Origin of the sequence: Candidatus Nitronereus thalassa (assembly GCF_032191465.1) — a bacterium.
In the GTDB taxonomy this organism is placed as follows: domain Bacteria; phylum Nitrospirota; class Nitrospiria; order Nitrospirales; family UBA8639; genus Nitronereus; species Nitronereus thalassa.
The window spans coordinates 2,547,456-2,560,572 of sequence record NZ_JAQOUE010000001.1; the positions used below are offsets into that span (position 1 = coordinate 2,547,456).

The window sequence follows — 13,117 nt, forward strand, 5'->3', positions numbered from 1 at the left end:
AGCTTAGGAGTGAGGATTGGCCCATTGGTTATCCCATTGCACATACAAGCGATGAAGAAACTCCTCCCATTCTGCTTTTGAGAGATAGGGCGGGTATGGAACCGCTTGTATGGCATGGTCGGAGGTCCAGAGAATCTTAAATTGACCATCCTTTTTGATTTGTCCCACCCGAACTGTTTTCCAGGTATGATTTGTTTTCCCATCCACTGACACAATGCCTTCAGGGGCCAAAAAGCTGCGTTCGGGCAATGTTTGCCTTACCAAAGTCGGTTTATCGGATCCAGCTGCTTCCACGGCTTGTGCCCATAAATAAAGCCCAAAATACCCGGCTTCCATGGGGTCATCGGTCACGCGATCTTTCCCAAAGCGGTTTTGAAACCGAGAGACAAATCCTCGATTTTCCTCGGACTCAATGGCTTGGAAATAATTCCAGACTGCATAGTTTCCTTCCATGTTCAGCGGGCCCAAGGTTCTGAGTTCATCTTCGGCAATACTGAATGACATGGTAGGAGTGACCTGCGCAGATATACTGGCAGCCTGGAGCGATTGAAAAAATGCCTGATTACTATCTCCATTGATAGTATTGAGAATGACGGATGGTTGGGTTTGAATAATGGATTGAATGGCTTCACTGACATTGGTGGTGCCTAATGGAAGATAATGCTCACCAACGATTTCTCCTCCCAAGGCATTGACCTGGGCCTTAATGATAGCGTTAGCGGTTTTTGGGAATACATAGTCTGAGCCAATCAAAAAGAATTTCTTTCCTAAATTGTCAAAACTCCACTTAACCGCGGGAATGATTTGTTGGTTGGGAGCAGCTCCGGTGTAGATAATGTTTGGGGATTGTTCGAGTCCCTCATACTGGACTGGGTAAAATAGCAGGTGATTGGCACTTTCCACGACTGGCTTTACACGTCTACGACTTGCTGAAGTCCAACAGCCAAATATGACACTTACTTTGTCTCGATGAATCAATTGGTCTGCCAGTTCCGCAAATCGCTCCTCATTGGATTCGCCGTCGACGATGACCGGCTCAATCATGCGTCCTAGTAACCCTCCTTTACTATTAATCTCTTCAATTGCCAAAAGAGTGGCATCGACCACTGATCGTTCACTAATGGCCATTGTCCCCGTTAGGGAATGAAGAATTCCTACTTTGATGGGCTGTGTAGTTGTGGAGAGGGACTGAAAATAACAAGAAGCCAGTCCACCGAATAATGCGACGAAAACTAACCCGATCCAGTATCTTCCAAAAATATTCCAAGTGTTCATTTCGGCTTTTTCCCGTGTAATGGCCCTTGCCTAAATAAGAGCAGTCCTGCCTTACTTTTTTTCATTAGAATTACATAAAGGGGTGAAAAAATAAGAAAGGATGGTACTTGTTTTCTTGAGGGCGGGAACTCGAAGAGAGTGACAAAACGTACCTTTCGGAAGTCCTGACAAACGGAAATCAATAAGTACATATAAGCCCTATCGGATTAAAATAAAGACTAAATAAGTTGGAACCTTTCCAGATTTTTCAGTTCATCAAATTTGTTAAAGATTAATGATGGTTGTGCATTCATTTGGTTCCTATTCCTTTCAAAAGCACTGCTGTACTTATGGGATAACCATCGTAATTTGATAACCTTCTTCCCATAAAATTTGGGAGTCAAGAATTATTTTCTGGCCAACGTCAAGGAGTTTTTTCCTTCACTGTTCTCTCGAAAAATATTCCATTCAGAGTTTTTACAAAATTGTTATGCGGATGGAATACATCCGTCATATACAAAGGGTATGGAATTGAGGGTTCTAAGGCGCGGAAAACACTATGGTTATGGAGGTAGAATCAAAGGGGGAATGAATTTGGTAAAATACACCATGAGCGATTTTATTCCTTGTACTAGATGCAAGGGAAATATGATCCTTGAGGATCGCGGGGAAGTTATCGCTTCCGTGGATGTGATGAATTTTTTTTGGTATCGATGTGTGTCCTGCGGGCATCTGGAAGCTGCAGAATCCTGGGATGAACTTGGGGTTATCCAACTTTCATACTAAACCCAAAGGAATTTTGAGTATCCTGCAAAGTATGGTATGTAGGAAGGTCAGGCGTAGTATCTGCCAAACCGATTTGCGAGAATTTCGGGTAGGGCAAAGGCCTCCTGTTTTATAAAGCCTTGGTGCCGAGGAGGATCTGCGAATACGGAATCGACTACGCTGCACATCCCTGCGGCGGTGGTGACTTGAATGGCTGACCACAATCTGCCTGCAATAGTCTGCGGATAAATCTTTTTGACGTAATTTTCTTCTAATAATTCTCCGGCTTTCCTTCCTACCACTGACACGTAAATCAACACCACATCCTGATAGGTCTTGGGAATCGCATTTTCCAAAATATGTTTGAGAAGTTCTCGATGGGTATTAAGCTTGAGATCGTTCATGAGAAAATGAATCTTTTCGCAATGCCCAGGATAGCGGAGCGTTTTATAATTCATCGTTTGCACTTTACCTGAGAAAGTATCAGCCAATGTGCCTAAACCCCCAGAGGTATTAAAAGCTTCGTATAAGAGACCATCGACTTCTATGGTTTCATACCCTTCAAGGGGCATGAGAGCAGTCTTCAGTCCATTTTCGATCCCATAACAGACGTTCCCGTATTCATTGATCAATCCATCGGTGGACCAGGTTAACGAGTATTTCAACGCGTTACTAGGATTGATGGGTAAGGCCCCGACGCGCATTTTCACGATCTCGAGTGTATCAAAATGTTGCATAAGCTCATTGGCGACAATGCTAATGAAACCTGGCGCTAGTCCGCATTGTGGAACAAAGGCCTGTTCGCAGCCTCGACTAATTTCTTCAATACGTTCCGTGACTTCAACGTCCTCGGTGAGGTCGAAATAATTTACGCCAACCTTACGGGCCACTTCGGCGACCGTAGGATTACAGTAGTAGGGTAGACTGGAGATTATGGCATCAGGGCGATGATCGCTCACATAACGTTTGAGGGCTTTGTGGTTAGAAGCGTCCAAAACCACATGGGTAAGAGGTAGGGATGGATCCTGTGGTATCTGTTGCCGTTTAGCTGGAGGCTCGATGTCGGCAAGATGAACCGTATATTCATTTGTTTGGGCGAGAAATGTTCCGATGAGCGATCCAATTTTCCCGGCACCTAATATGAGGATCTTTGGCATGGGTTTCTCCGTACGTCAGTTGTTGACCGTTGATTGCATCAGGGCATCGGCCTGAGGAGGAGAAAACCCCTGGTAGCCGGCGTGGCGCTCAATCAGTTCAAGGACGGAAAACGGTGCACCTTCCACTTGTTCGGGGACACTAAATATTTGTCGAATAACGTCTCCCTTTTCCCCTAATATCGATCCGGAAAAATTGATACCTTTGTGGTGAAGTTGTGACATGGCCGCTTCGATATCTTCGACGAGGATCGCAATATGGTGCAGGGTGTGATCGCCAAATTGATTCACCCAACGAGGAATGACACTGGTGGCACCGCGTTTATCATCATAGGCCTGGTCCACAAACAACGATGGAAATCCTGGCGTACGGTACACCTTGGCATGCCAGTCGCTGTATTCCAATGTTTCACTATAGACATAACCCAAGGGAAGAAATTCCTGAGCGCGTTCATCGATATTGTTCGTGCGAATGGTGATGTGATCAAGAATTGGTTTCATTCCGATACCCGCTGTATCGAGTATGGTTTTAGCAATTTGCGCCGCGCGGTTTCGTGAGACGTACTCCTGAACGTAAGAGTCGATTCGAATTTCAAGCTCTTTGAAGTTGCCCATGGTGCTCACCTTTGGATTAATTGGTATCGATTTGCGCCCGTTGGAGTCGCCCGCTGTAATCCACGTAAATAGATTTCCACTCGCTAAATGTGTCCAAGGCCGCTTGCCCAGCCTCACGGTGTCCATTACCCGTGTTTTTAATGCCACCAAAAGGAAGATGGACTTCGCTACCAATTGTGCCCGCATTGATGTACACAATTCCCGAGTCCAGTTCTCGGATGGCGTGCTGGGCTCGATTGACATCCTGCGTATACAAAGAACTCGACAGTCCATATTCGACGGAATTATTCACCTTAATCGCTTCTTCAAGATTATTTACTTCTAATACACTCAACACGGGGCCAAAAATTTCCTCTTTGGCAATTCTCATAGAGGGTGTGACATTGTCGAATAAGGTAGGTGCAAAAAAATGCCCACTCGCATGAGGTCCCTCGGTTAAGGGATGGCCTCCTGCGCGGAGTTGAGCGCCTTCGGTTTGACCCACCTTCACCAGGGCATGCACATGCTCCACTTGTGTTTGATTTATTAAAGGGCCGACGTCGATTTCTGGATCAAGCCCGTTCCCTACCCGCAGAGTGTTCATTCGATCGAGTAACCTGGTTACCAGTTTTTCTTTCACTTCGCGGTGAACGATTAATCGGCTGCATGCGGTGCAACGCTGGCCACTGGTGCCGAAGGCACTCCAGACAATGCCTTCTACTGCTAATTCAAGATCCGCATCCTCCATCACGAGAATGGCATTTTTGCCGCCCAATTCGAGAGCGACTTGTTTGTAATGGGTTGCGGCATCGACCGCGACTTTTCCCCCTGTAACTTTTGAGCCGGTAAACGAGATCAGAGCTACCTCTGGATGTTTCACGAGTGTGGCCCCGAGGTCCGGCGCACTGCCCATCACCAGATTCACGACTCCAGGAGGGATCCCTGCTTCCTCCAAGCATTTGACAAATAAGGCAGCCGTATAGGGAGTTTCCGGCGAAGGTTTCAGCACCACGGTATTTCCCATAATCAAGGCTGGAAAACTCTTCCATGCGGGAATGGCCATGGGAAAGTTCCATGGGGTAATTAACCCGATCACGCCAAGGGGCTCCCGGATCGCATACGCGGATTTATTAGGAAGTTCAGAAGGAGCAATATGTCCAAACTGGCGTCGGCCTTCTCCCCCCATGTAATAGGCCATATCAATAGCCTCTTGAATATCGCCACGTCCCTCCACTAAGACCTTACCCATTTCACTTGTTAGAGAGCGAGCCAGGGTTTCTTTTTCATGGAAAAGGCGTTCCGCTGCTCGAAAGAGCAATTCTCCTCGCCGAGGGGCTGGTAGTCGGCGCCAGGATTCAAAGGCTTTATGCGCAGCGCCGACGGCATCATTCATGTCTTCGGCATTGGAGTCGGCGCATTGGGTTATGACAGCACCCGTGGCTGGATTGCGAGTTTCAAATGTTTTCCCCGATCGAGAAGGAACCCATTTCCCACCAATAAAATTGTGAACGGGATTTTCCATGTTTTCCTCATCTAGTTTGTTTGCAGAAAAAAAGGCTCGTCGCTTTCCTTATGGAATTTGTCTCTTTATTTAGATTGGGTAAATCCGGCTACAAATCTTTCTCACATACAGATCTTTCGGTTTCTTCCCATGGGCTCCTTAAGCGGGTTTCTGTCTAGGGATAGAATTTCAAAAGTAATAAGTGGTCCGAATTCAAATCCCCTTCCTGCCCATTGGAAACGAGGGAATAAATTAAACGCTTTATACCTACACAAAGTAGGTGCGAATATTTGAATATTGAAAAACAAAGAAGATGCGAAATTTAAGGGGAAGAAACTTTCAAATCCCCATAGGGGGGAGAACTAGAGTCAGCTAAAAAGGAGCACTCCTTACTAATAGAATACTCTCCCTGTCGGAGGGGGACAAGATCAATTCAAGTAGGTTCGGCTCTGTGATGCAGGGAAACAAAAAAGAGGGAAATTTTTAATTTCTTTTCTTATATCTAACTACTCATGGCCTCTTGAACCGCGGAGATGATTTCTCCGAAATTGGGGGGTTTTTGTAAGACAGCTCGAGCACCGGCCTTTAAGGCAAGTTCCTTTTCCACATCACTGATATCTCCGGTAAAAAAAATAACGGGAGGTTTTGGGTCAGGCTTTTGGGAGTATTGTTTGAGAAATTCAACGCCATTCAGCACAGGCATTTTGTTATCAGTAATGATTAAATCGAAATGTTCTTTTTCCAATAAAGCCAAAGCAGCAGCCCCATGTTCGGCCTCGTCACAATCGTACCCTTGCGATTCAAGAACCGCACGCAAGGTCCCTCTTACTGCCGCTTCATCGTCGACTAATAAAACTCGTTGCATATGAGTAGTTCTCTCAACGTCTCAAGTCATTCAAATACTGGTGGTTACAAGCGCCCCATTGTCCTATGTTTCCCCCCTTTGCCGTCAATTACTCGAAAGGGGGGGAGAATTCAGGAACAGTGGTTTAGTTGGTCCTATAATCTTTGGAAAATTTTATACAAATGAAAATGGGAAATTGAGAAAAACATGGCTAGCTGCGAGGTTTGGAGATTTTGAAGAGCTGTGGGAAACAAAAGGGGCGGGAGATGTATGCAAGCAGTTTCTCGAAATAAGAGCAATGCTATCTACTGATAATAACGTAGGAACTGAATAGAGCAATTACTGTAGGGAACAGGCGAAAAAAAGATTATTAGCGAAAATCGAAAACCTGGCTAGGAAAAGCGGCGTAACGATTTAGCCAATCCAATTCGCGAAAGGCCGTAAATGAGCCACTTCGATGGATCAAAATTATACCATTTAGGGCCATTTCGATAATCGCTTTGGTACATGTGATGGTAATTATGGTACCCCTCGCCAAAGGTGATGAGAGAGATCCACCAACTATCACGGCTGGAATCGGAGGTGCCATGGGGTTGTTTGCCCCAAATGTGGCAGATGGAATTAATACAAAACGTGGAGTTTAATACGAAAAACGTTCGGCCCACTCCCGCCAGAAGAAAGCAGCCCAGTCCACCAACCCAGCCATTGTAGAGAAAGCCAACGAGAAATGGGAAAATTAATCCCGAAATAAGAATTGGAATATAATAACGATCTTGCCAAACTACGACTCGGTCCTGCTTCAGGCGGGAGGCATATTTAGGGTCACGATGGGGATCGCGCACAAACAACCATCCACAATGACTATGCCAAAATCCCCATGTCGCATTGTAGGGATCTTCATCCTTGTCGCATCGGGCATGATGTCGAATATGATCGGCGGCCCACTTTAGCCCTGAGTTTTGGAACGCCCATCCCCCACCAATCAACAGAACGCCTTTGACCCAGTCAGGGCAATCAAAGCTTCGATGGGCAAGGAGCCGATGGTAACCGACGGTGATGCCTAATCCTGTATAAATATAGAGAATAGCAAACATCGTCCAATCTAGCCAGGAGTAATCGTAGTAATAAGCATAGGTAGGAAGGCCGATGGCAGCGCCGACCGTGACAAGAAGAAAGAGAATGGTGGTTTGTATGTCTCGGGCCCGAGTTTGTGGGCTATCGATGTGTGTGAGAGTGGCAGTGGTCATAGTTGTAAGCCTGGTTTCGTTAGTGTTTTTAATTGGGTGTTTTCGCGAAACACTCAAATGTCCCTTCAGATTATCGACATCGTTATTTACAAGATGACTAATCGGGTCTTCATGGGAAGGTCAACATAGTGGATTGTTTAGAATACCCCTCTGAAGAGGGATTGTAAAGACGAAAAATACAGGTTTTTACATAAATTTTCATTGAAATAAACCCATAATGGAACCAGTTGTTTTTCCTTCGAGCTTTTTTGAGTTAAATGAGATAGGGCTTTTCCTTGGTATTCAGCAAAAAAGCAGAGTGGTGGAATGCCACATTTCACAATTTTTAAGGGCTATCAAAAAGAAAATGCCATTTGTTGAGGATCTGAGGAAACAGGGATAGGTAGGGTGATGAGAAACGTAGTGCCCAGGCCAATTTGGCTATTGACCTCGATGTGTCCGCCGTGAGCCTGAATAATTTGATGGGCAATGGCCAACCCAAGTCCCGTACCCTCGTGTTCTTGGCTTTCGTGCTTGGTGGTAAAAAAGGGATCGAAAATATGTTCTAGTTCTTTGTGGCCAATTCCATGTCCGGAGTCGGATATTTCAATTTGGGCCCAGGTCTCGTCGGTAGGTGTGTGGACCCAATAGGTGCGGACGGTTAATGTTTGGTTTTCCCCATGCATGGCCTCGAGCGCATTGAAAAATATATTCAGAAACACTTGCTTGAGTTGTTGTCGGTCGAGGCGAATAGGGGGCAAATCCTCGGCAAAAATTTTCTTTATTTGTACCTGTTTTCCATTGGCTTTGACTTGGGTGGAATAAAGACAAGAATCGATAATTTCATGAATATCCTCTTCAAAAAATTGGGGAACGGGGTGGTGAGAATATTGAAGAACTTCCTGGCACAGGCGTTCGATGCGAGTGACGTCTTCAGTTACGATTCGGCCAAAGTGGCGAAGGAAATCGTGATCGCCGATGCGGTGAGGGGCAAGATGCACAAAGGTCTTTATGGACGTCAGTGGATTCCGGATTTCATGAGCAAATCCACCGGCCATGATTTCCAATGAGCGGAGTTGGTTATTTCGCTGAATCAGAGATTGAGATTGTTTTAAATCTTCATAGAGCAAAGCATTTTCCAATGCAATGGCGGCATTCCGTCCCAATGTCGTCAGCAACTGCAAATCTTCAGTTGAATATCCGGTACCCGTGTGGCGTGATCCAAGCATGCAAAATCCAATGAGTTGGTTGTGAATGTTTAAAAACGGTAGGCACACCTCCACACCAAGCGCTTTCAGGTTTTGGCTTAGGCGTTTCGAGTGGTCAGTGATTTCCAAATCTTCTAATTCCTCCCGCACCAGAGGTTCATGATGTTGGCGAAGTTGAATGGGAAGCTCATGGGTATTCCCAAATTGGATTGATGTCGTGATCGGATGTTGTGTAGGCGCCACGAGGGTATACAAGTTTTTTTGTTTGTCCCAGATGTAGAGCGTGGCATGGCGAATGGCCATCACTCGTTTGAGTGTCCGTATGATTTCTTCCGTTAAGGTACGAAAGTCGAGAATGCTGACCAAGGCCTTGGAAAATTGCGAGAGGGTATGAGCGGTTTCATATCGTTCTTTAAAAAACTTTCGTCCAATCGCCTCTTCCGCACGTGTTTTAATGGTGTACGAACCTAACACGAGGAAATGAAAAATCACCAACATCGTGGCGGAGAAGGGATAACTAATCGAACCAAAATAGAGGTGTTGAGCCCATAGCAAAATGCCAAACGCCGGTATAGCCGCGACAAAGAAGAGGGTGAGATAGGAGAGCCCTTTCTCTAATACGATGGAAGTATCCATTAAACGATATTTCACAATGGCGTAGGCCATGATGATGGGGTAGAACGGAATAGCAAAATGTCCCCAGGGATAGAGGTCAAATCCAAAAATGGGAAGAAATTCGAGTGATCCACCGGCATAGCCAACCGCGGTGGCGATAAAGAAATATTTGATCTGCGCTCGCTTTGCATCAGAACTTTGACGAAAGGCTTGTACCAAAAGAAAATGGCTATAACAGATGAGTCCCAACCACCCTACGGTGAAGAAAGTAAACAGTAGAGGTCCCGGGGTGGAATAGTAAAAAGAAGCAAAAACGAATCGCACTCCGGAGAAAAAATGAGGGGAAGTAAGAATCAGGGGCACAAAAAGCGTTGCCCCGAAATAGGAGGCCATCAGAAGGCGCGGATGTGAAAATCCGGAAAAGACACAGGTGAAATGAAGAAACACAATGGGGATCCAAATCACGCTGACGGCGAAAGCTATACGCCAAGCCAACAGCGCTCTTGAAGGGTCTGATTCGAGTGCAATCCAAATAGAGCCCAATCCCCACAAGGCCACGGCCATGGTAAAGGCCAACCAGAGCTGGTTGAAGCGACGGGTGGGGTTGCGAGAAAATACAAAAAATCCAAACACCAATGAACTGATGCTCGTAAGAAATCCTGCAAGGGCAAAGGGATTCATGGCCATTAGTCTATTGGGTTTGGATCACAGAAAAATTCAGAGCCCAGACATTATGAGCAAAATTCATTCATGACACAATTCCTTTTTCTTGGATCCAGAAATTTATATCCTCTTGGAAAGAAAACAAACTATACCCCTTTTCAAACTTCAAAAAGAGTGGATGCTACATTAACACCATGCTTTGGAAAAGGTGGATCGCACTGGGGTGAGGGCCTAGATCCAAGGTTAGGAATGTTTCCAGTCAGAATGAACTGATGCTCGTAAGAAATCCTGCAAGGGCAAAGGGATTCATGGCCATTAGTCTATTGGGTTTGGATCACAGAAAAATTCAGAGCCCAGACATTATGAGCAAAATTCATTCATGACACAATTCCTTTTTCTTGGATCCAGAAATTTATATCCTCTTGGAAAGAAAACAAACTATACCCCTTTTCAAACTTCAAAAAGAGTGGATGCTACATTAACACCATGCTTTGGAAAAGGTGGATCGCACTGGGGTGAGGGCCTAGATCCAAGGTTAGGAATGTTTCCAGTCAGGATGAGGACTTCACCAAACCTGGAATGGTTTGGTGAAGTCACATACTTTGAGTCAAGAATTAAGCTGCGCGGGCAGAACGATGGTGCACCGACACATCTACGGGGTTAAATTTTCGATAACAAGCATCTAGTGCGATATGAAAATATTCCATGCTGCGCTTGGCGGCATGGGTCACTTTTTCTTGCATGTGTTCCGTATCAGTGGACCGTATGATGATTTCCAATGCTTCCAAAGGGTGTGCTTCGTCGTAATGTGCATGGTTTTTCATCCACGCATAGGCGCGTTTGGTTAAATGGATGCCGTCTCGTCCATCATATTTGGGGAACCCTTGCAAGACGGAACGAGCGATTCCTTGAGTCGTGCCTTCAATCGCATAGGACATGGCGCTCATGCTTTCTGCAAGCGTTCCGCGCAAATTAATCGACCACATATAATGGGTGAGTGCCTCGACTTCGGGAAGAATGGAGCAGCTGTGTAATGATTCACGGGAGATTCCAAAAGCATCGGTCATGTCCATCCATTGTTTGGCATGCCATTTTTCCACCCGAATGTTGTCGATCAGGGTTTCTTTGGCACTAGCATCCTCGGCTTTGGCAATATTTAAGGCGATCCATTGAGGGAATGTTTCAATGAACGGATACAGCTGCATCAACCATCCCCGCATTTGTTCCAGGGATAAGGAGCCCTTCGCAGTTTCTTTGACCAATGGGCAGTTGAAAATTCGTTCTTGATACGGGGCAATGTCATTAATCAGATGAACAATCCAGGGAGGATGAGGTGAAAATGATCGTTTTTGGATTCCAGGCGATACGGCCAATTGATTGGCTGTGGTCGGAAAGGTTAACAACTGTGACATGATATCCTCCCTGATACACAAAATTTATGTATGAAAATAAAAACGTCTCTGACAACTCATTGACACCTCCGCAAAAATGTTGCCAGGCAAAATTTACCGATCAGGGCAAGACCGGCTAGAGCTATTTCCGAAATTTTTTCTTAAAATTCAATGGGTTTTTGGATGAAAATGCCGGCCAAGGTGTAAACAGAGAGGGAAGGATTATGTGATCGCTGACGTCAAAACTTTGACGGGTGTCCGAAAGTTTGACAGTCAGCGATCCTGGGTGTGGTTGGTGAGCAAGTCAAGAAAGTTGGCCAGCCATCATTCAGAAATAGACATTTCCACATCTTTGATTGGTCTGGCACTTTGGGGCTTTTCACGAAACTTTTTGATTTCAGTTCCAATTGCCTTGAAGGCCATACGAATGGCTTCCTCAAATGTTTTAGCTTCTTTGCGAGCGGTGAGAGTGTGACGAGGGGGGAGGGTGATGACTATTAACGCTTCAGCAATATTGCTTCCCTTTTTATGGTGTGGGTTTTTCGTTAAGGTTACTCGGCCATGCGTAATGTGGTTGTGGTCGATGTGCAATTCATCCATTCGGGCCTCGATCTCACTCTGCCACCGAGGCGTCATGGTGACGTTCCGACATTCAGTTTTTAAATCCATTCTGACCTCCTGATTGGCGTAATCACATGCCTTCTGACCTGTCTCTCCTATTCTAATCCCAATCTTACTGAGTCACAAATGAGGCAGAGCTCCTGAGGATTCCACGCATGAGACCGTGGGTATTCCTGCTCCCATGCCCTTTATTTTCAAGAGTGACATACCTTGGTAAAAAATGAAACCTGTGTGCTGGACCTTGGATTTTCGATGGGTTGTTTGCCGTTGCCATCGTAGAGTATCATGGGCTTCTGAAAACTAAGGGAGGAAAACCATGGCCGCGACAAAAAAACCTTCATCTTCAGCCACATTAAATTTTGATCGTGACATTGATCAATTCCGGCGACAAATTGCCACGCTCAAGACTTTTATCATGGGTTCGGCCACGACCTCTATCGAAGAATTTGATTTGGCCACAGAAGAACTTCTTGGTGATGTGTTCGGCCGTTCCTCCGCCAACCTTGAACTCTATGAATATGCACAACTCGGGGAAGCCGGGGGGTTAGTGAATTTAACTGGTGAAGCCCCGGAAGGAGTTAATGTTGAGGATGATCGCGAGAGTTTGCGGCAGCGCCAGCGGGTGCTGGAAAGTTGCGTTGCGGATCTTGAGGCCCGGCGGGCTCAGGCCACGTCCGGCAAAAAATCCAAGAAGGCTTCAGGGCCGAAAGTATCAGACTTTATGTCCAAAACAGTACGTTCCGTTCCCCAAGATTCAACTTTAAAAGAAGCTGCTCAACGGCTGCAAGAATGGAAAATCGGTTCGCTATTGGTTGAGACTGGTGATGAATTCGTTGGCACTATCACCGAAACGGAATTGACTCGGGAAGTGATTGCGAATGGCGTCGATGCCAATACCACCACAGTTAAGACCTGCATGCGAGAGCCACTGCTGACACTCGAAAGCAGCGACCTCGTCGTTGATGCTGTTAGTATGATGAAAGAAAAGTCCACTCGACACGTTTGTGTGACTGAAAGTGGGAAAATTGTCGGGTTGATCTCTGTCTCGGATATTCTTCGCTATTACTCGGGAATAAACTAAATACCACCATTCCCTTCGTATATTTTCTTGTTGTTTCAGGATGTTGCCTTCTTCATTCCCACAAACCCCATGGGTTAATTCGCCAAAGGGGTGGGCCCTCATTTCCACCCCTTCTTCGAACAATCTATACAATTCTAAAAAATCCAGCAGACGCTAAAAATGCGTCTTCTTCCCAGTAAAATTTAAGATTGCCCTAAAGA

The 13,117-nt window shown here is 45.7% G+C and carries 11 protein-coding genes; 2 read left to right on the forward strand and 9 right to left on the reverse strand.

Annotated features, from left to right (window positions below; genetic code table 11):
- Positions 1–3 precede the first annotated feature (3 nt).
- Complete coding sequence (gene urtA / locus PPG34_RS11500; RefSeq protein WP_313833454.1) at positions 4–1,275, reverse strand: urea ABC transporter substrate-binding protein; 1,272 nt, start codon at positions 1,273–1,275, stop codon at positions 4–6.
- 627 nt (positions 1,276–1,902) lie between these two features.
- Between urtA and PPG34_RS11505 the strand changes: the two genes are divergently transcribed.
- Positions 1,903–2,040 carry a hypothetical protein gene (locus PPG34_RS11505; protein WP_313833455.1) on the forward strand — a complete coding sequence of 46 codons (138 nt, stop codon included), beginning with the start codon at positions 1,903–1,905 and terminating at the stop codon, positions 2,038–2,040.
- Positions 2,041–2,087: 47 nt separating this feature from the next.
- Here PPG34_RS11505 and PPG34_RS11510 read toward each other — a convergent pair whose 3' ends face one another.
- From PPG34_RS11510 to PPG34_RS11545, 8 genes are all read right to left on the reverse strand, one after another.
- A complete protein-coding gene (locus PPG34_RS11510; protein WP_313833456.1) occupies positions 2,088–3,176 on the reverse strand; it encodes a saccharopine dehydrogenase family protein in 1,089 nt (362 codons plus the stop codon).
- A gap of 15 nt (positions 3,177–3,191) precedes the next feature.
- The gene (locus PPG34_RS11515) at positions 3,192–3,788 is read right to left on the reverse strand and encodes a hypothetical protein (RefSeq protein WP_313833457.1); all 597 of its coding nucleotides are present in this window, start codon (positions 3,786–3,788) and stop codon (positions 3,192–3,194) included.
- A gap of 16 nt (positions 3,789–3,804) precedes the next feature.
- Positions 3,805–5,289 carry an aldehyde dehydrogenase family protein gene (locus PPG34_RS11520; RefSeq protein ID WP_313833458.1) on the reverse strand — a complete coding sequence of 495 codons (1,485 nt, stop codon included), beginning with the start codon at positions 5,287–5,289 and terminating at the stop codon, positions 3,805–3,807.
- 481 nt (positions 5,290–5,770) lie between these two features.
- Positions 5,771–6,133: a response regulator gene (locus PPG34_RS11525; protein ID WP_313833459.1), complete on the reverse strand. Its 363-nt coding sequence runs from the start codon at positions 6,131–6,133 to the stop codon at positions 5,771–5,773.
- A gap of 371 nt (positions 6,134–6,504) precedes the next feature.
- The gene (locus tag PPG34_RS11530) at positions 6,505–7,359 is read right to left on the reverse strand and encodes an acyl-CoA desaturase (RefSeq protein ID WP_313833460.1); all 855 of its coding nucleotides are present in this window, start codon (positions 7,357–7,359) and stop codon (positions 6,505–6,507) included.
- 335 nt (positions 7,360–7,694) lie between these two features.
- On the reverse strand, positions 7,695–9,842 hold the full coding sequence (locus PPG34_RS11535) for an ATP-binding protein (protein WP_313833461.1): 2,148 nt from the start codon (positions 9,840–9,842) through the stop codon (positions 7,695–7,697).
- A 596-nt stretch (positions 9,843–10,438) separates the two neighbouring features.
- Positions 10,439–11,236, reverse strand: a complete 798-nt coding sequence (locus PPG34_RS11540; RefSeq protein ID WP_313833462.1) for an iron-containing redox enzyme family protein — start codon at positions 11,234–11,236, stop codon at positions 10,439–10,441.
- A 303-nt stretch (positions 11,237–11,539) separates the two neighbouring features.
- The gene (locus PPG34_RS11545; RefSeq protein WP_313833463.1) at positions 11,540–11,884 is read right to left on the reverse strand and encodes an HPF/RaiA family ribosome-associated protein; all 345 of its coding nucleotides are present in this window, start codon (positions 11,882–11,884) and stop codon (positions 11,540–11,542) included.
- A gap of 268 nt (positions 11,885–12,152) precedes the next feature.
- Here PPG34_RS11545 and PPG34_RS11550 point away from each other — a divergent pair, with 268 nt between their 5' ends.
- Positions 12,153–12,917 carry a CBS domain-containing protein gene (locus tag PPG34_RS11550; RefSeq protein ID WP_313833464.1) on the forward strand — a complete coding sequence of 255 codons (765 nt, stop codon included), beginning with the start codon at positions 12,153–12,155 and terminating at the stop codon, positions 12,915–12,917.
- Positions 12,918–13,117: the final 200 nt, after the last annotated feature.